The organism is Pseudoalteromonas sp. BSi20439 (assembly GCF_000241165.1).
Lineage (GTDB): Bacteria > Pseudomonadota > Gammaproteobacteria > Enterobacterales > Alteromonadaceae > Pseudoalteromonas.
Genome location: NZ_BADW01000064.1, coordinates 1 through 22,697, shown reverse-complemented (window position 1 = coordinate 22,697; position 22,697 = coordinate 1). Strand labels below are relative to the sequence as shown.

Here is a 22,697-nt window from a genome sequence, read left to right as displayed (position 1 = left end):
CTTACTCTTTATTATAATTGCTGTTCTTGCATTGGCTTATAGCTCACTGCAAGGCCGGTATCGTAGCGTAAATCAATTGCATCTATCTGTGCATCAGCACGTTGTTCTATGCGTGAATAAACGTCTATAAAACGCTGTACACGCTTGGCTTTATCCTTGCGCCCTAAATTTAAACGCACGCCATTATCTAACCAAAGTTGCCACGAAAACCGCTCAGATAGCGCAAGGCTAGTGAGCGTTAGTGCATTTACTTTAAGCATTTCATCAAACTGTTTAAACGCTACCCATGCTTCTTTTTCACTGCCTTCTGGCCCATATAACTGGGGTAATGTGGCACTTAATTTATCACTTTTAGCCTCAAACGCATCGCCGCTTTGGTTAATCAATAAATCACTGTTCCAGTGAGCGACCGCTTGATGCTCTACCACGTAAACTTGGATAGTATCAGGCCATTGCTTTCTTACCGATACCGTTGCGACCCAAGGTAGTTCTTGCACTAAATGCTGAACATGCTTTACGTTTAACTCAAAAAAGCTACTTAAATCCGCTTTTTTTATCGCGGTAGTTATTGCTTTTTCATCGGTGTATTTGGGGCTCCCCAACACCGTTAAATGCTTAATTTGCGCATCTTTATTTGCAACTAACCAATGGGAAACCCCATTGGTTATTTCAATTAACCCAATCACCACAGCCAGAAAAAAGCTCACTCCAAAAATCAGCGACCAGTTAAGTTGCTGTTTTAGTTGCTGCGCTTTCTCTAAAAAGGGATGCATATTAAAGGGTTTGCTCCAAAATGCGAACAACTAATTGCTCAAAACTTGCCCCATTGGCTTTTGCAGCCATTGGCACCAATGATTTTTCTGTCATGCCTGGCACTGTATTTACTTCCAACAAGTAAAATTGGCCTTGCTGATCTTGCATTGCATCGACGCGACCCCAGCCACTTGCACCCACTAAATCAAACGCATCGAGTGCCATTGCTTGTAGTTTTTGGGTATCTGGTTGTGATAAATCAGCAGGACAATGATATTGTGTCGTACTTGACTGATATTTAGCTTGGTAGTCATAAAAACCATTTGGCGTGCTCATTTCAATCACAGGTTGTACTTCATCACCAAGCACCGTAATTGTAAATTCGCGCCCCGAGATCCACTGCTCTACCAATACTTGGCTGTCGAACTTAAATGCATTGCTGAGCGCATCTTCAAGCTCTTCTGCAGAGCTTGCTTGTGCCATACCAATACTTGAGCCTTCGTGCGATGGTTTTACCATCACTTTTTTAAATTCCTCGATAATTGCTTTAGCATCAAAGCCTTTTTTAGCATCAACTACCGCATAAGGTGCTGTGCTTAAGCCTGCCGATTTAAACAAGTGCTTACAACGAATTTTATCCATTGCTAATGCTGAACCCAATACATTACTGCCAGTGTAAGGCAAGTTCATAAACTCTAAAGCACCTTGTACTGTGCCATCTTCACCACCTCGGCCATGCAGCGCAATAAAAACGCGATCAACATTTAAGTCTTTTAATTCCCACAATGAACGATTTTGAGGGTCAAACGCAATCGCATCAATGCCATAGGCAAGAAGTGCATTAAGGACTGCTTGACCAGATTTTAATGACACGTCGCGCTCTGCTGAGTTTCCACCTAGCAGCACCGCTACTTTACCGAACTGGGAACTTACCTGTGTCATACTTCACCTTGCTTTAATTTTTCTATCGACATATTTGTTGCTGCTAAGTTTTTAACTAACTGACCTATGTTACCTGCGCCTTGCGTAAGTACTAAGTCATTATTTTGTAGGCAGTTAGCAAGTACACCTGCAAGCTCTGAGCTTGAAGCCACATGCAATGGCTCTTTGCCACGCTGGCGTAAACTGCGGCATAAACTCTTACTATCAGCGCCCACAATCGGCTCTTCGCCTGCGCTGTAAACATCAAGCAATAGCAACTGATCAACCTCAGCGAGTACTTTCACAAAATCTTCGTATAAATCGCGAGTACGGGTATAGCGATGCGGCTGATAAACCATCACTAAACGCTTATCAGGCCAGCCTTCTCTCGCTGCGGTGATGGTAGCGGCCACTTCTGATGGGTGATGACCATAGTCATCTACTAACATCACATTACCGCATTCGTTTTCAAATTCACCATAATGCTGAAAACGACGGCCAATGCCTTCAAAAGTATCTAATGCCGCTAAAATTGCATGATTAGCTATGTTTTGATCTTTTGCCACCGCAATCGCTGCGGTTGCATTTAGGGCATTGTGTTTACCTGGCATATTTAACTTGGCGGTTAAACTCTCGCCTTGTTTATTAGTAACAGTAAATTGGCATGTATTGGCTGTCTGGCTAAATTCACTCATTCGATAGTCAGCATCTTGCGATTCACCATAAGTGATCACCGGACGACCAAAGCGAGGTATTAATTCTGCGGCAACGTCTGAATCTATACACACTACAGCTAGCCCGTAAAACGGCAGGTTATGAATGAATTCAACATAAGTATCTTTCATTTTTTCTAAGCTGCCGCCGTAAGTTTCCATGTGATCTTCTTCAATATTAGTGATCACCGATACCATTGGCTGTAAATGCAAAAATGAAGCATCGCTTTCATCCGCTTCAGCGATTAAAAAGTCGCTTTTGCCTACTTTAGCATTGCTGCCAGCACTATTTAATAAACCGCCAATAATAAAGGTTGGATCGAGCCCTGCTTGTGCATAAATGCTGGCAATTAAACTAGTTGTTGTGGTTTTACCATGGGTACCGGCAATGGCGATACCGTGGCGAAAGCGCATCAGCTCAGCTAACATTTCTGCACGGCGAACCACCGGAATACGCGCAGCTTGCGCGGCTTGAATTTCAGGGTTTGTTTTATCAATTGCACTTGAAACCACCACCACATTAGCGTCTTTTACATTATTTTCATGATGGCCAATAAATACTTCAGCGCCCGCTTGAATTAAACGCTCGGTCATGGCGCTATGCGCTATATCCGAGCCGGTAATACGGTAACCTTCAAAAGCCAATACTTCTGCAATACCGCCCATACCTGCACCACCTATTCCTACAAAGTGAATAGTTTCAATGCGGCGCATCGCAGGGCGTGTATATTTTTCTTTTGCTAATGTCTGTTTCACTTATATTCTCTTATTTGTTACTTGCTCACAGTGCATAGCGACGCTGGCTGTGGCATCTAAAATAGCCTGCTGCTTTGCTTTAGCAGCCATTTTAGTTATTAATAAAGGTTCGGCTAAATAGGGACTTAAAAGTTCAACAATGCTGCGCTGATTAAATTGCCCCTGTGGCATTAATAATGCCCCTTCTGCCATTACTAAATACTGTGCATTTGCTGTTTGGTGATCATCAACCGCATGTGGAAACGGTACAAATACCGCCATTTTACCTGCTGCAGCAATTTCACTAACCGTTAGCGCTCCGGCGCGACAAATTACAATATCGGCCCAGCCATAAGCGGTATCCATATCATCAATAAATTCAGCAACAGTTACTTGTTCATCGCCCATTTGTTGCTGCTGGTAACTTTCGCTCACACTAGCAAAATGGCCTTTACCAGTTTGGTGCCAAACATTAATGGCACAGGTATCATTTAAGCGCTTAAATGCTTCAGGCAGTGTTTGGTTAAGTACTTGCGCACCTAGTGAGCCACCCACTACAAGCATATTAATTGGACTTGATATTTCCCGCTTAGGTATATCAACTACACTCTGACGCACAGGGTTACCCACCAGCTCAGCTTTACCACTGGCAAAAGCACTTGGAAATGCAGCTAATACGCGATTCGCAAATTTCGCTAGCCATTTATTGCTCATACCAGCTACGGCGTTTTGCTCATGAATTACCAAAGGGATACCGAGACTTTTTGCCGCAATACCCGTAGGGCCTGTCACGTAGCCGCCCATAGCTAAAACCACGTCAGGGCGTTGTTGTTTTAATACTTTACGCGCCTGCAATATTGCATTAATAACCATGAATGGCGCTTTAATGAGGCGTTTTAAACCATTACCTCGCACGCCTTTTACATCAATAAAATCAATTTCTATGTTGTGCTTGGGCACGACACTGGCTTCCATTCTATCTGGAGTGCCTATCCAGCTAACTTGCCAACCTTGCTGTTTGAGATAATCAGCAACCGCAATCCCCGGGAAAATATGTCCACCTGTGCCCCCTGCTACAACGACTATTTTTTTACTCATCGTTTAGCTCCCCCCGACGTGGCCTGTTTAGTTGCCATCTTCGTTTCAAAATCTACCCGTAATAAAATACCAGTGGCTATGGTCATCATTAATAAACTTGAGCCACCATAGGAAATAAACGGTAGGGTTAGTCCTTTGGTTGGTAATATACCGGCACTGGCGCCTACATTAACCATAGTTTGAAATGCAAACCAAATACCGATAGCTAAAGCTAAATAGCCTTCATATTCTTTACCGTTTTTAAGCGCATTTTGGCCAATGAGTAAAGCTCTAAATACTAAAGTACCGAGTACCATTAAAATACTCAGCACCCCCATAAAACCTAACTCTTCAGCAATAACAGCAAAAATAAAGTCGGTGTGCGCTTCTGGTAAATATTGTAATTTTTGTACGCTGTTTCCTAGGCCTTGGCCAAACCAATCGCCTTGACTATAAGCCATTAGTGATTGCACTAATTGGTAGCCTTTGCCAAAAGGGTCATCCCAAGGTTCTAAAAAGCCAACCACACGCGCCATACGATATGGCTCTAACACAATAAGCCCAACCACTAGCGCAATACCGGTTAAAATAAGTGCAAAAAACTGCCAAAGCTTGGCACCGGCTAAAAACAACAAACCAACCGTAGTAACAAACATCACCACCACAGTCCCTAAATCGGGCTGCATTAAAATAAGTGCTGCATAAACTGCAAATACCGCTATGGGTTTAGCAAAGCCTTTTATGTTTTCTTGAACTTCATTGCGCTTACGTACTAAGTAGCCTGCGATATAACTAAAAAAGAACAACTTAGCGAGCTCCGAGGCTTGAATATTAAACGGTCCTACGGGTATCCAGCGGGTCGAACCATTGACTTCACGTCCTACAATAAGTACCACTAATAACAGTACTAAACCGATTAGTAATAAATAGGGGTTAGCTTTTTTCCACCACGACATAGGTACTTGAGTACTAATGCAAAATAAACAAAACGATAGCCCTAAAAAAATGCCATGGCGGATAGTAAAATGATAAATATTACCAAACAGTCTATCGGCTGTCGGCATTGAGGCACTGGTTACCATCACAAAGCCCACACCAATCAGCATTAGCATGCAATAAAGCAGTGGCACATCATAAAGCTGCGCTGAAGGTTTAGGGGTGAGAGCCTCTTTAATATCCGCAAAAGCAATCATGACTGCCCCTGCAATACACATTGCACAAAATCATCGCCGCGTTGCATATAATTGTTATACATATCAATGCTGGCACAGGCAGGTGCGAGTAAAACGGTATCGCCCGATTTACTTAATTGCTTTGCAAGCGTCACAGCCTCAGACATATTATTGGTTAAATGACCTTTAGCACTGAGTGCCACTAAATCTTTGGCATCTTTACCAAAACAAATCAGCGCTTTTACATGCTTTTCAATATAAGGCTTTAACACCTCTAAATCCGCACCTTTAGCATCACCACCAGCAATCACGACTAGGTTTTCGTGCTTACCCGCTAAACTATCTATTGCCGCCACTGTTGCGCCTACATTAGTGGCTTTAGAGTCGTTAAAGTATTTAATGCCATTAAACTCACCCACAAACTGACAACGGTGCGCTAAGCCATTAAATTGAGATAATGCGGTTTTGTAATGCGCCTTAGTAATTGTAAATGGGCTGAGTAACGCCATCACTGCCAAGGTATTTAAATAGTTATGCTTACCCACAACGGCTAAAGTACTTACTGGTAAATAAGCTTCGCCCTTTACCATAAAGTGCGCTTCGCTATTGTGCTTTGCTAAGTGGTAATTGCCTTGTGTTTCACCAAAGCTCAGTTGTGGTGCTAACGTGCGATTCACAGGGTGTGTTTGCTTATCGTCAGCATTAATCACTATGTGTTCAGCACCATTATAAATACTTAGTTTTGAATCTATATAGGCTTGGTAACTATCATAACGATCGAGATGATCTTCTGAAATATTAAGCACGGTTGCACTCGTCGTTTTTAGGCTGCGTGTGGTATCAAGCTGAAAACTTGATAGCTCCAATACAAATACATCAAAGTCACCGTCAAGTAAATCCAGTACAGCTGTACCGATGTTACCACCGAGTGCCACTTTATAACCTGCGGTTTTTAATACTTCGTAGGCAAGTGTTACTACGGTTGATTTGCCATTTGAGCCTGTTACAGCAACGACTGGTTTGCTATTAATGCGCGCAAATAACTCAACATCACCAATCACTTCAACGCCTGCGTTAATTGCCTTAGCAATTGCTGGTGTTTTTAAGCCCAGCCCGGGACTAATAATAATCATATCGCAAGCACTGAGCGCCGCATTTTCTAGGTCACCAAAGTGCGTTTTTAATTGAGGTGCGTGCTGATTGAGCCAATCAACACCTGGCGGATTCTCTCTGCTATCGACCACATAAGGCTGTATTGATTGAGATAATAAAAAACGCACAATGCCCAGACCGGTTACACCGAGTCCGAGCACTGTTATGTGTTTATTTTTTATCTCGTTTAAATACTGCATTTATCGGATCTTTAATGTCGCAAGGCCAGCGAGTACCAGCACAATAGAAATTATCCAAAAGCGCACAATAACGCGTGGCTCCGGCCAACCTTTAAGTTCGTAATGGTGATGAATAGGCGCCATTCTAAAAATGCGTTGCCCACGTAATTTGTAAGAGCCAACTTGTAAAATTACCGATAGCGCTTCCATTACAAACACGCCCCCCATAATAATCAGTAACAGCTCTTGGCGAACAAGTACGGCAATAATCCCCAATGCACCACCCAGTGCTAATGAGCCTACATCGCCCATAAATACTTGCGCAGGATACGTGTTAAACCATAAAAAACCTAACCCAGCCCCTACAATAGCGGTACATACCACAACCAACTCACTCGCCAGTGGTAGATGCGGAATATGCAAATAAGCCGAAAAATTAATATTACCCGTTAAGTAAGCAATAATGGCCAGTGCTGCAGCCACTAAAATAGTAGGTACAATGGCTAAACCGTCTAGACCGTCGGTTAAATTAACCGCGTTTGACGTGCCCACCAACGCAAAGTAGGTGATCACGATATAAAACAGCCCCAGCTGTGGCAGTACATCTTTAAAAAATGGCACTACCAGTGACGTTTCAGTTGCTTGTGTGCTGCTCATGTAAAGCGCAGTGGCTACAACCAGTGCAATTACCGATTGCCAAAAGTATTTCCACTTTGCAATAAGTCCTTTTGGATCTTTACGGATCACCTTACGGTAATCATCAATAAAGCCCACAATACCTAATGAGCCAATTACAAATAAAGTGGCCCATACGTATTTATTAGACAAGTCTGCCCATAATAATGTGCTGGTAAAAATAGCCCCTAAAATAAGTAAGCCACCCATGGTCGGCGTACCCGATTTAGATAGGTGCGATTGCGGACCATCATCACGTACTGTTTGTCCTATTTGCATGCGTTGCAGCGCACGAATTAACTTAGGACCAAAATACAACGACATCATCAATGCGGTTAAAATACCTAAAATGGCACGCAGGGTTAAATACGAAAAAACATTAAAGCCACTATAATATTGAGTTAAATACTCAGCCAGCCAAACTAACATGATGATACTCCATTGATGGCTTGTTGCTGGCCATTAACTAAATCGGTTACTAAAAGCTCCATGCGAGAACTGCGTGATCCTTTCACGACAAGGGTAATTTTTTTATCTACTTTGCTAATGCTGTTTTGAATTTGCTGCAGCATTTGCTCACGATTAGAGAAATGGCGATTTGGCAGCCCAAATACATCACTGGCACATTTACTTAATACTCCGAGTGTAAATAACTCATCAATGCCTTGCGCTAATGCGTATTCACCGACTTCTTGATGATATTTACGGGCATCTTCGCCAAGTTCACCCATATCACCGAGTGCCAAAATACGATGACCTTGAATATCACTAAGTAAATCAATCGCGGCTTTCACCGACTTTACGTTGGCATTGTATGTATCATCGATAATGGTGAGTGAATCACTGGCTTCAATTAGGTTAACCCGTCCTTTAACTTCACCCATGGTCGCTAACGCGCTGGCAATGTCCTTAAGTGACACGTCAAACTCACTGGTTAACGCCGCAGCAATAAGCGCGTTACTAATATTGTGTTTACCTGGCAGTGCTAACTTAACCGGCACACTGTGTTGCTTGGTGCACAAAGTAAAGCTTGCGCGAGCTTGTGCATCTAGGCTGATGTCTTCAGCCCAAATATCGAGCTTTTCACTACTCGAAAAACATTTAATATTGCGCGTTGCTAACTTATCAAGCCAATATTGACTAAAGTCACTATCGCAATTGACGATGGCGATGCCATCCTCTTTTAATCCGTCGTAAATTTCACCTTTTGCTTGTGCCACACCTTGCAGGCTACCAAAGCCTTCCAAGTGGGCAGCAGCAACATTACATACCACAGCTACATCCGGTTTGGTCATCGCGGTGGTGTACGCAATTTCACCTATGTGGTTAGCGCCTAATTCAATAACCGCAAAGCGATGTTGTGGCTCTAATCTGAGTAAAGTTAACGGTACGCCAATGTCGTTGTTAAAATTACCTTTAGTGGCTAATACATCCCCTTTACTTGATAAAATAGCGGCACACATTTCTTTAACTGTTGTTTTACCTACACTGCCAGTAATAGCGATAGTTTTAGGTGCAACTTGCGCCATCACTGCTGTACCAATTGTGCCTAATGCAATACGGGTATCGGCAACTACAAATTGAGCAATATCGGTATCAACAGCGTGATCGACAATCACGCCTATAGCGCCTTTTTGTTTTGCTTGTTCAATAAATTTATGGCCATCAAAATTTGGGCCCTTAAGCGCCAAAAACACTTCACCATCACACAAAGTACGGGTGTCGGTGTTTATATTTATCACCTTGCGATTATCACCTTGATAATCGGTTGCTAGCACATTAGCTAGCCAATCAAAATCCATTGGGATCATGCTTGAGACCCTCTTACTGCTTTTTTTAATTGTTGTTGTACAAATTGGCGGTCGCAAAAATCGATGCGTGTATCGCCTATAATTTGATAGTCTTCATGCCCTTTACCGGCAATTAAAATAACCTCACCGGCTTTTGCGTTATCTATAGCAAATTGTATCGCGGCACCGCGTTCGGCCTCTAAATGAGCGTTTTCTGGATGCTCTAATCCCGCAGCTACATCATTAATAATGTCATTAGGGTCTTCAGAGCGTGGGTTATCACTGGTAATGATCACTTTGTCTGCAAACTGCTCAGCAGCTTGTGCCATTAGTACACGCTTTCCTTTATCTCTGTCGCCGCCACAACCAAACACACAACTCACTCCACCTGGTACATGTTGCTGCAGCGCTTGTAACGCTAAAGCCAACGCATCTGGCGTATGCGCGTAATCAACAACGCAAGTAGGCATACTTGGCGCTGTAAATGCTTGCATCCTGCCGGCTACCGGCTGTAAATACTCACATCCTGCTACTAACTGTGTTAATGGATAGCCTAGCGCTAATAGCGTTGCTAACGCAGCCGTTAGATTATAAAGGTTAAATTCACCAAACAGCGGTGATTTTATGGCAACATCACCCCAGCTAGTAGTTAATTGCGCCGAAATACCGGTTGCTAAATACTGAACATCTGAAAAATATACAAACTGTGAATTTTTAGGGGCTAAGTTTTTACGGCCATAACAAATAAGACTATTAAAGCTGTATTTTTCAATCCATTGTTCTGCTTGTCCGTCATCCTGATTAAGAATGACATGGTCAGCATCAAAATCACGAAACAGCATCAATTTAGCATCACCATAGCTTTGCATATCGCCATGGTAATCTAAGTGATCGCGCGACAAGTTAGTAAAAACCGCCGCTTTAAAATGACACTGATCAACACGGTGCTGTACCAAACCATGCGATGACACTTCCATAGCAACCAATTGGTGTTGCTCATTTTTTAAGTCGCTTAAAATACGCTGTAAATCGACTGCTGAAGGCGTAGTATTTTGCAGTGGTGTTAAGTTATCTGGATGGCCATAACCTAAGGTACCAATAATAGCGGCTTGGGTATGACAAAATTGCGCTAAATGAGCAATCATTGCTGTGGTAGTCGATTTACCATTGGTGCCCGTTACGCCAACTAAATCTAAGTGCTTGCTCGGTTGTTGATAAAATTGACTCGCCAATACAGGCAGTTTCTTATTCAATTCTGAGACTAAATAAAGCGGCTCAAAATCACTTTCAAATTCACACAGTCTGTCGGCAATAATTGCACTGGCACCATTTTCAATTGCTTTACTAATAAAGTGCCCACCATCTAACTGGTGCCCTTTTATCGCCACAAACACATCACCTGGTTTTACATCGCGGCTATCTAAACGCAGCTCGTTTACCATTAAACGTGCTGCATCTATTTCTAAATGTTTTAAAATTGTGTGTAAATCACGCACCATCATCTTTGCCCTTCACGTATGCCACCGAGTCTTTGTCTGGGGCAACGTTTAAAATTCTTAATGAATTAGAGATTATTTCGGCAAACGCTGGACCTGCTGTTGCGCCGCCATAATAAACATCTCCACCGGGCTCGTTGATTAATACCACAACGGCTAATCGCGGGTTACTGGCAGGGGCAATGCCCGCAAAATAACCTACATATTCGTCACCATAGCCCCCTGCGGCGGCTTTTTTAGAGGTGCCTGTTTTACCAGCAGCGCGGTAACCATCCACTTTAACGCGACGTGCGGTACCGCCTTCTTCAAATACGCTTTCCATCATATGGACAACGGCTTCAACATCTTCTTGTTGAAAGACACGCTCACCTTCAGGTATAGAATCTTGCTTTAGTACAGTAAGCGGACGATTAACTCCGCCTGCCCCTAACATGGCGTAAAAACGTGCCATTTGCGCGGTACTCACGGCAATATTGTAACCAAACGAGAGCGCTGCAATTTCATGATCTGACCAACGGCGATTAGGGTAAAATAAGCCACTACTTTCGCCTACCATGCCAGTACCACTATCACTGCCAAACCCCACTTTTTGATACAGGCCCACAAAGTACTCTTTGGGTACTGTTTGGCTTATTTTGGTTACTCCCATATTACTGGAGTATTTTAAAATTTCGCGCAGCGTCATTTCGCCATGATTACGGGTATCTTGTACTAAGCTGCCCCCTAAGCGCATCCAGCCTGGGTAGGTATCAACTTTGTCATCCGGTTGGATTGTGCCGTAGTCTAATCCAGCTAAAATGGCTAGAGGCTTAACAGTTGAGCCGGGTTCAAACAAATCGGTAATAGCGCGGTTACGACGTTTATGAGGAGCCGCCCCGCTTAAGTTGTTAGGATTAAATGATGGGCTATTGACCATGGCCAAGACTTCACCGGTTTTAACATCTACTACCATGGCAGAACCTGAGGTCGCTTTATAAGTTAATACCGCTGATTTAACTGCTTTATAAGCAATGGCTTGAATTCGCTGATCAATACTTAGCTGAATGCTTTCAGGCTCTACTCGCTCGCGTTCATCAAGCACTTCAACTTCACGCCCTTGCGCATCTTTGCGAATGGTACGGCGACCTTCTTCACCGGTTAACGCGTTTTCATAAAGCTTTTCTATGCCCTCAATGCCTTTACCATCAATATTGGTAAACCCAATAACATGCGCACTTACTTCACCAGCAGGGTAATAACGTTTTGATTCATCTAATAAATGAATACCAGGTAGGCGTAAATCACCGATGTAATTAGCCACAGCGGGAGTCACTTGGCGTTTTAAATACACAAAGCGACGAGTAGGATCATCAAGTAATCGCGTGTTAATTTTACTAGGCTCAATGCGCAACACATCAGCCAATTCACGCCAGCGTAAATCATTTTTATAATACAGGGCGGTACGCTTATTTAACTCAGCAACATTTTCACGAAGCGTTTGCTGATCTTCACCGTTTTTGCGTGCTTGCCTAAGTACTTTACTAACCAGTGATTTATGCAGGGCTTTAGGATCTGCATACACGCTTACCACAGGCACACTAACGGCAAGCTCTTTACCGTTACGATCGAAAATCATCCCGCGTTGCACATGCAGTTTTTCAATCCGTACCGTACGTTTATCGCTTTCAGAGCGCGCTTTATCCGGTTCAATTACTTGCAAGTACGCAGCACGCGATACCAAGGTCACAAACACTAAAAAAATCACCGCGCACACTAAAATAAAGCGCCATGCGATTAGGTTATTGACTGGTTTTTTGCCTCGCATTCTCATTGTAATATAATTACCTGCTCATCTTGGCTGGTTGGCCGCTTCATTTCGAGTTGTGACGTTGCCACTTCTTCAATGCGCGCATGTTGTGAATAAAACTCTTCTTCAACTAAAAAATAACGCCATTCTAAATCCAATTCGTCACGCTCTTGGAGCAACGAATCTTGCTCAATTAATTGCGCTCGAGAGAGATGAGTTACTTGCACCACACTCAAGCTTGATGCGAATATCACAACCAACAAGGCCAAGGTGATCTTGTTCGCACCTAGGCCTTTAATTATTTCAAGAAATAAATTGGGTTGGCGATAGCTCGCTTTTTTACTCATCCCAACCTCTGTGCAATCCTTAGTACTGAGCTACGAGAGCGTGGATTGCGAGCCACTTCATCAGCACTTGGTTTAATAGCTTTACCCACTGCTTTTAACGTCAGGTTTTTATTTATTTGTGCGTCGGTTAAAGGCAGACCTCTGGGTATCGCTTCTCCCTTACTCTGTTTTTTAATAAATTGTTTTACAATGCGATCTTCTAAAGAGTGAAAAGAAATAACAACTAAGCGACCACCCGGCTTAAGAACTTTAATCGCCGCTTGTAATGCCGTTTGAATTTCCTCTAATTCGCTATTGATATAAATACGAATAGCCTGGAAAGTCCGCGTTGCAGGGTGTTTAAACTTATCTTTCACCGGTACGGCTTCATCAACTAAATCTGCGAGCTGCTTAGTGGTAGTGATTGGCGTGTGTTCACGCACTTCTAAAATTTTGTGCGCAATGCGCTTACCAAATTTTTCTTCACCTAGCTTTTTGATCACATGAGTAATGTCATCTAATTCAGCCTCAGCTAACCACTGCGCTGCGCTGCGACCTGTACTTGGATCCATTCTCATATCGAGCGGACCATCTTTCATAAAGCTAAAGCCACGCGCTGCGTCATCTAGCTGCGGCGACGACACACCAATATCAAGTAAAATGCCATCAACCTGACCAATAAGATCGTTTTGCTCAGCTACCTCGTATAACTTTGAAAAACGAGAATGAGCAATTGAAAAACGTGGATCATCAGCAAACTTTTCAGCAGACTTTATCGCTTGTGGATCTTGGTCAATGGCCTGCAAACGACCGCTTTCACCTAAGCGCGCTAATATTTGCCCTGAATGTCCGCCACGTCCAAAGGTACCATCCATGTATATGCCGTCGGGCTTAATTGCAAGTGCATCTATGGTTTCGTCCATTAATACGGATACGTGTTCAAATTGCGCTGTCATTAGCTGTTATTTGCCTTTTATTTTGCTGCTAGAGGGTGAAGTTATCTAAATCGTCATTCGGTTCAAAATCACCGAGCCTTTCAAGCTCAGTGTCTTGGCGCATTTGCTCGTGCCAACGTGCTTCATCCCAAATTTCAAATTTATTCATTAAACCCACCAGCATAATTTTTTTGCCAAGTTCTGCATGTGAGCGCAATGAAGGCGCCAACAAAATTCGACCGTTTTTATCAAGCTGATACTCTGTCGCATTACCTAACAACATACGTTGCATCCGTCGTGCTCTAGGATTCATATTAGATATTTTTGCTAAACGGCTTTCTATTTCTAACCATTCAGCAAGAGGGTATAACCAAAGGCAAGGCTCATTGAGTGCAACGGTGCAAATTACCGTTCCCTGATCTTCAGACAATAGCGTATCTCGGTACTTAGTCGGTACCGCAAAACGTCCTTTATCATCCAAACTCAGTGAACTTGCGCCACGAAACATAAAAAGCCTATTGTAAATTTATTTTAATCAACTTTTTGATTAACCCGATCCAGTTTGATCCACTAAACACCACTTTTTACCACAGTGCTCCAGTTTAGGGCTTGACAAGCCTTTTTGTCAAGTAAGTCACCCAGCTTTAGCACCCCGCGAAGCTTGAAAAAATAAGGCTCCGATTAAAGCGGTTGAATTGTTTAAATAAAAAATCTGATCAGCCAGTAAAAAATTTTTTATCGTTCTTTTTATTAGCTTGTTGGCATTATTTGCTTAATGAATAAACAGTGAATAATTACAATTTATTTGAGCCCTGCTGACCTTTGTGAATTAGAGTTTGGTCAAACTAGATGCGGTTTAATCGTGTCGCGAGGTTTGTAATCGAGTGGACAAAGAAAAAATCAATCTCGAATGCTCAACACGTCCTAGTTTGTAAAAATTACAAACTATTGTCGCAATAGTTACAGCTATAAACCCACTCAAAATTCGTAAATAAAATACAATTTATATAAAACAACAGGTTAAAGACTGGTTTAATCATTGCATCTAAATAATTACTTTTAAAAAACTATTAAGGATTGATTATGGCTACGGCAACGAAGAGCAAAACTCCTATTGATGCAAAACAAGAGATTGAAGCACCGCTAACAGATAAAGCGACATCAGCAGCGCATGACGCAGTTGATGCATTATCAAGCAAAGCGGCGGCGGCAGAAAGTGGCGTTCGTAAAGGCGCAAGCAGCTCAGCTGAAACGCTTAATGAAAAGCAGTTAGCCGCTCGTGAGAAACTAGCAGAGTGTTCGTCTAAAACGCGTCAACTCGCATCAGAAAACCCATTAGCAACGGCGGGTCTGGCGTTTGCTGCTGGTATGTTAGTTACAGCACTGTTTCGTCGTAAGTAATACTAATGCAAAACCAACACTCAACACCAAGTGAATCACAAGGGACAGATTCGCCGTCATCGGCAAAACACGCCGATGACTGGCAAGATCACGTTGCTAAGCTTGCTGACTATGCAGCGCAGCTCAAGGATGATTATCATCAACAAGGAAAGTTGACACATCAGCTGGCAATAGCAGAGTGGAAGCTATCGCTAAGATCCTTAGCACTGATCACCATTCTACTAGGATGTTTTGCCAGTGGCTTGGTGTTACTGTGGGTGGGGTTTTTAGGTATTGTAGGCTTTGCCACCTTTGATCTGTTTAGCTCTATCTGGCTGAGCATTGCAATGGTGATCAGCCTACAAATTTTATGTTTAGTTTGGCTGTGGCGAAACGCCGTTTATCTAAGCAAAAAAATTGGCTTTACTAAAACGCTAAATAGCCTAAGGCAGCTGCTTAAATTATAAGGCACACACTATTATGTTAATCAATTATTTGATCAACTCACCGAACGCTCGCGTGCAACAGCTAGATAAAGAAGTTGTTATGCGATCAGAACTAAAACGTCAGCATCTTGCAGCTATAAAATACAGAGCCAAACGCTTTGCAGCAACAAAAGTGGGGCTCGCCAGTGCGTTTGCAGCTGGCGCTGTAGTTGAGTCTGCTAAAGGTGATGCAAACACGATAAAAAAATACACTTGGTTATTAAAGCTACTTGCTTAAAAGTCATTCGCGCATCGATTTATCACGACAATGAGCCAAAAAAACCATTTTGATAATCGCTAACCGCTTGGCGAATTTCAGCTTCAGTGGTCATTACAAACGGTCCCATATGTGCAATTGGCTGATTAAGCGGATCACCTGCTAAAATAAGAACCCCCGCCGCTTTCTGTGCCTGTAATGCAATGTCACTCAATGGTTCTAATATAAGTAACTTACCCGCATTAAACACGTCACCTGTCTGAGATATTAATGAGCCTGTATAAATATAAATCATTACTTTTTGCTGTTTTAAAGCCGGTAAATTAAGCCCTTCACCCGCAGGCAAAACTACATCGGCTATAGCGCCATTAGCAGCTAAATTTTGTAAGCTTGCAGCCAATTGGTGTGATTCAAATTGCCATGTCCCTGCTAGCGCTTTAAGACTAATACCTTGTTGATTAGTAAAACTCGGTACTGGTTGCTCTGTGGTATCCTGGTATTGCGGCTCACGCATTTTTTGAGCACTTGGCATATTGAGCCAAATTTGAAAGCCATGTAAGCCTTGTTCAGCATCGGCAAGGGGCATTTCACTGTGCATAACACCGCTACCGGTACTCATCCATTGTACGTCACCCGCACGAATCGCCTTTTTGTTACCCATTTGGTCTTGATGTTCAAATCCGCCTTTTAAAATATAGGTAAAGGTTTCGATCCCCCTATGAGGATGAGGAGGAAAGCCACCAATATAATCACTTTCATCGTCAGATTTAAGCTCATCTATCATTAAAAATGGATCTAAATATTTACCATCAAATCCCGGAATACGACGAATATTAACACCATCCCCATCTTGGGTAGCATAAGCAGTTAGTACTTTGGTTATTTTCATTTTTTTTGCCTAAAATAGGTTAAGTAAAAGTATAAAATATTAATTTATTATTATGACTTTACCCGAAAATTAATTAATAAATTTCAGTTATATACAATAAAAGTAAATTTAATATTTGCGATATAACCTTAGTACATTAAAGGTTATTTATGGTATAATTATTGGTTAGAGTTTTACCCTATATTTATTTGGATACGATTATTTTTACTGCATCATTAAAACATCAGCTTTATCGACTACTTATGCTAATTTGCATGCCTGTAGCTGCTGTCATTTTAGTAACCTTGTGGTTTAGTCGTGACGCGGCTATTAAAGAGCACGAGAAAAAAGTGCGCTCTATCACTGAGTACCTAATTATCAAGCAGCAAAGCATGATTAATGATGTAGAGCATATTACTGAGTTTTTAGCAAAAAAGCAGAAAGACATTAAGTCTTTATCTTCTCGCTGCCCTTCGTATTTTTTAGATGTTAAGGCACTCAATGGCAATATCGCGAATATTGGTTTAGTAAACAAAGACGGCGATTTAATTTGTTCCTCAAATAATGATGCCCCTAATATCAACGTTAGTGATCGTCCCTACTTTAAAAACGCACTCGCCAGTAAAGAGTTTAGTATTGGCCATTTCCAGCACGATCGCAGCCTTGAAGCCCAGAGCATTAACTTTGCTTCCCCTATTCTTAATGAAAACAATGATATTGAAGGCGTGATAGTAACTGTAATTGCTTTAGACTGGTGGAGCTCGGCACTTAATAGCTTGAATTTACCGACAGAAGTTCGAGTCGCCATCACTGACTCTAATAATCTTATTTTAGCCAACTCCCCTTTTTCAGCCGATAGATTAGGTTATAAATTGGAAGAGTTTGATTTAGAACATAATTTACAAGCAGGTGTCATTTTTAAAGGAAAAGATGGTATCCGTAGAGTTTTTCATCAAACGACTCTCTATCGAGATGGCAATGACAATAAGCTCTCTATTTATATTACTCAACCAATAGATAAAACACTTGAGCGGATAGATATTAACTTTGTAAGAATGGTTTTAGGTTTTTTAATTGCCACTCTTCTTTTAGCCGTATTGGCTAGACGATTAGTCAATAAAAGCATTTTAACCCCGATTAAAAGTTTAACGCAGGCTGTTAACCGCTTAGCGGCCGGTAATATGCCTCATGACGATGAGCAGCCCAATAGTCCTGAGCTAAATAGACTTTACCATCGTTTTAAATACATGGCCGAAACTCGCTTAACGGCTGAAGCATCCCTTAAACATAAGCATGACGAGCTCAATAGCCTGCTTAATGCATTACCCGATGCTTTTTTACGCGTAGATGTCAATGGCAATATTCTTGATACCGGTGGACGTACTAAATCGTTAAATTATAGCCATTCAACACCCCCTAAAAAATTATCGTGTTTATTCTCTGATGCTAATTTAAAACAAGTGCAAGGGTACTTAATACCCCTGAACGCCCCTGTCACTGTTGAGCTTGAACAAGAACAAGACAATCAGTTTTATGAAGCTAAAATTAGCCCAATGAAAAAAGCCGATGAGTTTATTATCGTTATTAGTAACATCACACAACGAAAGCAAAATCAAAAATCGTTGCATTTAGCGTCATTAGTTTACAACAACAGCAGTGAAGGCATGGCAATCACGGATGAAAATGGGGTTATTTATGATGTGAACCCTGCGTTTTGTGAAACAACTTTGTATTCTCGGAATGAAGTACTCAATAAAACGGTGGGTATTTTATCATCGGGTAAACACGATAAGCAGTTTTATAATTACATGTGGCAGTCAATAAATAAAACAGGCCGCTGGCAAGGTGAAATAACCAATCGTCGTAAAAATGGCGAGCTGTATGTTGAATGGTTAACCATCGATACTATTTACGATAAAAATAAAGTCCCGACTAGTCGTATTGCTATTTTTACCGACCTAACCGAGAAAAAACAAGCAGATGAATTAATTTGGCGACAAGCGCACTTTGATCATTTAACCGATTTGCCTAATCGATTAGAACTAAAAGAGCGCTTAAACCAACGATTCGCAAACCTTACCAATGCAGATCAAAAACTGGTCATTATGCTATTAGATATTGATCATTTTAAAGATATTAACGACACATTGGGCCACCATTACGGCGATAGATTACTTAAGTTAGTGTCTGAGCGAATTGTGCAAACGGCCAAAGAGGCTGACTTTGTAGCACGAATTGGCGGAGACGAGTTTGTTGTTGTATTTAGTGATTTACATGGCAGCGATAACATCAAAAAAATAGCAAAATCACTGCTACTTAGCCTTGCCTCCACTATTTTTATTGAAGATGAAAAAGTGTATATCAGTGCCAGTATTGGTATTACCTGCGCGCCAGATGATGGCCAAAATCCAGAGCAATTACTTAAAGCCGCTGACCAAGCTATGTATAAAGCAAAAATAGCGGCCGCAATGGCTTTGAGTTCTTCTCACATGATATGCGTGAAGATGCAAACGCAAGAATGCAACTACTCAAAGATCTTCGCTCAGCTATAGAACTAGAACAGTTTGAATTGTATTACCAGCCTATCGTATCGCTTGATGATTTACACGTTCATAAAGCTGAGGGGCTTATTCGATGGCAACACCCAGAAAAAGGCCTGATCAGCCCCGCTGACTTTATTCCCTTAGCTGAAGAAACTAGACAAATAAATGCGCTCGGTCAATTTGTATTTACTGAAGCACTGCAAACACTTAATGATATTAAAAAACACATTCAAGATGAATTTCAAATAAGCATTAACGTATCGCCGGTGCAGCTCGCAACCACAGACAGTGGTATAGACGATTGGTATGGCATGCTTGAGACAGCAAATTTACCTGCATCGAGTATTGTGGCAGAAATTACCGAAGGCTTGATGGTTAATCCTGAAGAACTGACCCAAAGCCGCCTAAAAGCCTTGGTTAAGTCAGGGATGCAATTGGCCCTTGATGACTTTGGCACCGGTTACTCATCGCTTGCTTACTTACAAGAAATGGATACCGACTACCTAAAAATCGATAAACGCTTTGTTGATAATATTCAAAAAAACAGCCAAGAGCTGGCCTTATGTGAAGCAATTATTATGATGGCTCACCAGCTTGGTTTAAAAGTAATTGCCGAAGGCATAGAAACAAAATTACAAATGGATTTATTACTTGAGGCCGGTTGTGATTATGGCCAAGGCTATTTGTTTTCAAAGCCGCTGCACAAAGCCTCGTTTATGCAGCTGATAACAACAAATCAAGTAATTAGTTTGAAATAAAAGTCATTTAGCCCTAATACTGGTTATTTTGTGTCGAGGTGGTCTGCTACATACGCACCTCGCTGCCCTCTTTTTTTATCTGGTCCAATGGTGCTGTCTTGAGCGGTTTGCTGCTCTAACGCAGCATTGATTGTGGCTCCCAAAATAATGATATAAGCGCTAATAAATAGCCACATAAGCATAATAACCACTCCACCTAAAGAGCCATATGTTTCGTTGTAACTAGCAAAATGAGATACATAAAATGAAAAGCCAAAAGATGCCACAATCCATAATACGGTGGCGGTGAATGAGCCCACGGTAACCCAGCGCCATTTAGCTGCTTTTCTGTGAGGCGCATAACGGTATAAAATTAATAATGCAAAGTTAAAGGTCAATGCCAGCAACGGCCATGATATAAGCATGATTAAAAAATCAATACTCTCTTTAATTCCGAGTAAATTAAGCGCTAGCGGTAATATACCTATAATTACCAGTGCTATTACAGCCACCACAATTGCACCCACTGAAAATAACAAACGCACAAGTTGCGCCTTTAAAAATGAGCGTTTTTCGTATTCGTGATAACTAATATTACATGCTGTGATCAACGCTTGGCTGCCCTTAGAGCTACTCCAGATAGTTAACAGTAAAGTACCCAGCGCACTAAGGCTTAAACTAGTTTGTGACTTTTGCGCAAGACTTGAAACTTGAGATAAAATAATTTCTTGAGTGCTTTGTGGTAATAACGCCATAAACTGACTTAAATACACACTAATATCATTCGGTGATGCAAAATAAGCATACACAGACACCAATGCCGCAATGGCGGGAAAAATAGCCAGTAACGCATAAAATGCCACGCCAGCCGCCACTAAAGATAAATTATCACGGCTCATTTGTTTTACTATTCGCCTTGTAATATCCCACCAGCCACGCAGAGGGATATGGTTAGGCTGCTTGGCTCTTTGGCCACGCTTAAAGTCACTCATAGTTAACTCCCTTTTTCTAATTAAGTAGCAAAATGTTTGCCAAACAAATACTGCTTGGTATTAGGGTCTGTTGACCTTTCAAGGTTTAATTTGCAGCAGTCTGTTTGGTATTTAGGCAAGGCAGCGCCTATGTGGTGTGGTATTCCCCATAAATAGGCGATAACGTAGCATTAATGCCAAACAGGCGCTGCCCGAAGGGTTCTGCCTAGGGGCAATTAACTCTTTGTTGCCTACATGGATGTAGGTAAGGGGCGTGAGCAGGACGCGGAAGGTTTGCTCGGTTTTTACTTAGCCCACTAGGTTACAAACCTCGCGCCGCGATTAAATTGCCCCTAATTTGAACAAATATTAATCCGCAAAGGTTCAACAGACCCTAGACTTGCTGCTATTGTTTAACACAGACCCTAATTACTTCGACCTAACACGGATGACCTCTATGCTCAGTGCTTTAATTGCAACACTCGCTAATAACACATCAATTCCAGCAATCGACACCGTTAAGCCAAACTCTATTTCCTGGAGCTTTTTAAAAGATCAAAGCGTGCAATTACTACACACATTCATGCAATTACTGCCCACTTTATTATTAGGGATTGTTATTTTGGTGATTAGTTATTTAATTGCCACACCATTATCACGCTTGTTAATAAAGCCTGTTACTTACATGACCAAGAGTAAATTAGTACACCTAGTTGCTAGGCGAGGTATTAGCACCTTAATTATTTTACTCGGGTTTTATCTATTTTTACGCTTGGCAGGACTCACCGAATTCGCGGTCGCAATTATGAGTGGCACCGGATTAATTGGGCTTATTTTAGGCTTTGCCTTTCGGGATATTGCTGAGAACTTTATTGCCAGTTTACTTTTAAGTGTACAGCGTCCATTTAAAATAGATGATGTAATAGAAGTTGATGGCAGAATTGGTATTGTTAAAAAAGTAACTGCACGGGCAACCACTTTAGTTGACTACGATGGCAATCATATTCAAATACCCAATGCGACTGTGTATAAAAATACCATTAAAAACTTAACCGCTAATCCAAAAATGCGCGGTCATTTTTCAATCGGTATTGGCTACGATAATGACATTCGCGACGCACAAAGTTTGGCAATTAGTATAATATCGCAGCAAACCTCTGTGCTTAGCGATCCACCTCCCCAAGTATTGATTGATAACTTAGGCTCCGCCACTATTAACTTTACCGTTTACTTTTGGGTCAACGGCGAACAATACAGCACGGTAAAAGTATCCTCACAGCTTATGCGAGAGTTAATCAATAGTTTTACGCAACATAATATAAGCATGCCTGACAATGCCAGAGAGCGTATATTGCTCAATAGCCAAGGTGAAGATATTTATCCCATAGCAAGCGAAGCTAAAACAGAGACAACAGAGACAACAGAAGAAATTAACGAGCAATCACATATTCAAAAACATAAAACCACAGAGCACGAACACAGTATTGATGATGTAAGTAGTGATACGGATGATATTCGCGAGCAAGCCGATGAATCACGCGATCCGGAGCAAGGAAAAAATATTATATAGAGAGGTTCGAGGTTCGAGGTTCGAGGTTCGAGGTTCGAGGTTCGAGGTTCGAGGTTCGAGGTTCGAGGTTCGAGAAATTTAAAAGCCTTGCGGTTAACATTACAAGGTTTTTTATGCCTGAAGGCGATAGTTAGTCTCGCGTCGAGTTTAGGTTTTAAGCCCGCAACCCGAAGCTCGCCGCCCGCAACCTGACGGCTTATTCCAAACCAAAAAAAG

19 protein-coding genes and 1 pseudogene are annotated in these 22,697 nt (G+C 41.8%); 5 read left to right on the top strand and 15 right to left on the bottom strand.

Annotation, left to right across the window (positions count from 1 at the left end):
- Positions 1-11: 11 nt before the first annotated feature.
- Genes P20439_RS05980 through mraZ form a run of 13 tightly spaced genes read right to left on the bottom strand, consistent with a single transcriptional unit; the run spans position 12 to position 14,218 of the window.
- A complete protein-coding gene (locus tag P20439_RS05980) occupies positions 12-773 on the bottom strand; it encodes a cell division protein FtsQ/DivIB (protein WP_008465294.1) in 762 nt (253 codons plus the stop codon).
- Position 774: 1 nt separating this feature from the next.
- Positions 775-1,695, bottom strand: a complete 921-nt coding sequence (locus P20439_RS05975) for a D-alanine--D-alanine ligase (protein WP_008465292.1) — start codon at positions 1,693-1,695, stop codon at positions 775-777.
- Positions 1,692-3,101: a UDP-N-acetylmuramate--L-alanine ligase gene (gene murC, locus P20439_RS05970; RefSeq protein WP_217694239.1), complete on the bottom strand. Its 1,410-nt coding sequence runs from the start codon at positions 3,099-3,101 to the stop codon at positions 1,692-1,694. The genes P20439_RS05975 and murC overlap by 4 nt, the downstream gene beginning before the upstream one ends.
- 42 nt (positions 3,102-3,143) lie before the next feature.
- Complete coding sequence (murG, locus tag P20439_RS05965; RefSeq protein ID WP_008465288.1) at positions 3,144-4,220, bottom strand: undecaprenyldiphospho-muramoylpentapeptide beta-N-acetylglucosaminyltransferase; 1,077 nt, start codon at positions 4,218-4,220, stop codon at positions 3,144-3,146.
- Positions 4,217-5,392, bottom strand: a complete 1,176-nt coding sequence (ftsW, locus tag P20439_RS05960) for a cell division protein FtsW (protein WP_008465286.1) — start codon at positions 5,390-5,392, stop codon at positions 4,217-4,219. The genes murG and ftsW overlap by 4 nt, the downstream gene beginning before the upstream one ends.
- Complete coding sequence (murD, locus tag P20439_RS05955; RefSeq protein WP_008465283.1) at positions 5,389-6,723, bottom strand: UDP-N-acetylmuramoyl-L-alanine--D-glutamate ligase; 1,335 nt, start codon at positions 6,721-6,723, stop codon at positions 5,389-5,391. Before murD ends, ftsW begins: the two co-directional genes overlap by 4 nt.
- Positions 6,724-7,806, bottom strand: a complete 1,083-nt coding sequence (gene mraY / locus P20439_RS05950; RefSeq protein WP_008110692.1) for a phospho-N-acetylmuramoyl-pentapeptide-transferase — start codon at positions 7,804-7,806, stop codon at positions 6,724-6,726.
- The gene (gene murF / locus P20439_RS05945) at positions 7,800-9,188 is read right to left on the bottom strand and encodes a UDP-N-acetylmuramoyl-tripeptide--D-alanyl-D-alanine ligase (protein WP_008465281.1); all 1,389 of its coding nucleotides are present in this window, start codon (positions 9,186-9,188) and stop codon (positions 7,800-7,802) included. Before murF ends, mraY begins: the two co-directional genes overlap by 7 nt.
- Entirely contained in the window at positions 9,185-10,663 is a 1,479-nt protein-coding gene (murE, locus tag P20439_RS05940; RefSeq protein ID WP_036933037.1) for a UDP-N-acetylmuramoyl-L-alanyl-D-glutamate--2,6-diaminopimelate ligase, read from the bottom strand. The genes murF and murE overlap by 4 nt, the downstream gene beginning before the upstream one ends.
- A complete protein-coding gene (locus P20439_RS05935; RefSeq protein WP_013464053.1) occupies positions 10,656-12,473 on the bottom strand; it encodes a peptidoglycan glycosyltransferase FtsI in 1,818 nt (605 codons plus the stop codon). Before P20439_RS05935 ends, murE begins: the two co-directional genes overlap by 8 nt.
- Positions 12,470-12,796, bottom strand: a complete 327-nt coding sequence (gene ftsL / locus P20439_RS05930; protein ID WP_008110697.1) for a cell division protein FtsL — start codon at positions 12,794-12,796, stop codon at positions 12,470-12,472. Before ftsL ends, P20439_RS05935 begins: the two co-directional genes overlap by 4 nt.
- Entirely contained in the window at positions 12,793-13,731 is a 939-nt protein-coding gene (rsmH, locus tag P20439_RS05925) for a 16S rRNA (cytosine(1402)-N(4))-methyltransferase RsmH (protein WP_008110698.1), read from the bottom strand. Before rsmH ends, ftsL begins: the two co-directional genes overlap by 4 nt.
- 28 nt (positions 13,732-13,759) lie before the next feature.
- The gene (mraZ, locus tag P20439_RS05920) at positions 13,760-14,218 is read right to left on the bottom strand and encodes a division/cell wall cluster transcriptional repressor MraZ (protein ID WP_008110699.1); all 459 of its coding nucleotides are present in this window, start codon (positions 14,216-14,218) and stop codon (positions 13,760-13,762) included.
- A 575-nt stretch (positions 14,219-14,793) separates the two neighbouring features.
- On the opposite strand from mraZ, the gene P20439_RS05915 reads away from it, so the two are divergent.
- Genes P20439_RS05915 through P20439_RS05905 form a run of 3 tightly spaced genes read left to right on the top strand, consistent with a single transcriptional unit; the run spans position 14,794 to position 15,813 of the window.
- Positions 14,794-15,111 carry a hypothetical protein gene (locus P20439_RS05915; protein ID WP_008110700.1) on the top strand — a complete coding sequence of 106 codons (318 nt, stop codon included), beginning with the start codon at positions 14,794-14,796 and terminating at the stop codon, positions 15,109-15,111.
- A gap of 5 nt (positions 15,112-15,116) precedes the next feature.
- A complete protein-coding gene (locus P20439_RS05910) occupies positions 15,117-15,557 on the top strand; it encodes a hypothetical protein (protein ID WP_008110701.1) in 441 nt (146 codons plus the stop codon).
- Positions 15,558-15,570: 13 nt separating this feature from the next.
- Positions 15,571-15,813, top strand: a complete 243-nt coding sequence (locus P20439_RS05905; RefSeq protein ID WP_008110702.1) for a hypothetical protein — start codon at positions 15,571-15,573, stop codon at positions 15,811-15,813.
- A 22-nt stretch (positions 15,814-15,835) separates the two neighbouring features.
- On the opposite strand, the gene P20439_RS05900 is transcribed toward P20439_RS05905, so the two are convergent.
- The gene (locus P20439_RS05900) at positions 15,836-16,681 is read right to left on the bottom strand and encodes a pirin family protein (protein ID WP_008110704.1); all 846 of its coding nucleotides are present in this window, start codon (positions 16,679-16,681) and stop codon (positions 15,836-15,838) included.
- Positions 16,682-16,923: 242 nt separating this feature from the next.
- Between P20439_RS05900 and P20439_RS05895 the strand changes: the two are divergent.
- A pseudogene (locus P20439_RS05895) lies at positions 16,924-19,961 on the top strand (EAL domain-containing protein).
- Positions 19,962-19,984: 23 nt separating this feature from the next.
- Here the strand turns inward: P20439_RS05895 and P20439_RS05890 are convergent.
- Positions 19,985-20,932 (bottom strand): YihY/virulence factor BrkB family protein, encoded by a 948-nt coding sequence (locus P20439_RS05890; RefSeq protein WP_008465271.1) that lies wholly within the window; start codon positions 20,930-20,932, stop codon positions 19,985-19,987.
- Positions 20,933-21,368: 436 nt separating this feature from the next.
- On the opposite strand from P20439_RS05890, the gene P20439_RS05885 reads away from it, so the two are divergent.
- Positions 21,369-22,481, top strand: coding sequence for a mechanosensitive ion channel family protein (locus tag P20439_RS05885; protein WP_008465268.1), 1,113 nt, complete (start codon positions 21,369-21,371; stop codon positions 22,479-22,481).
- Positions 22,482-22,697 lie beyond the last annotated feature (216 nt).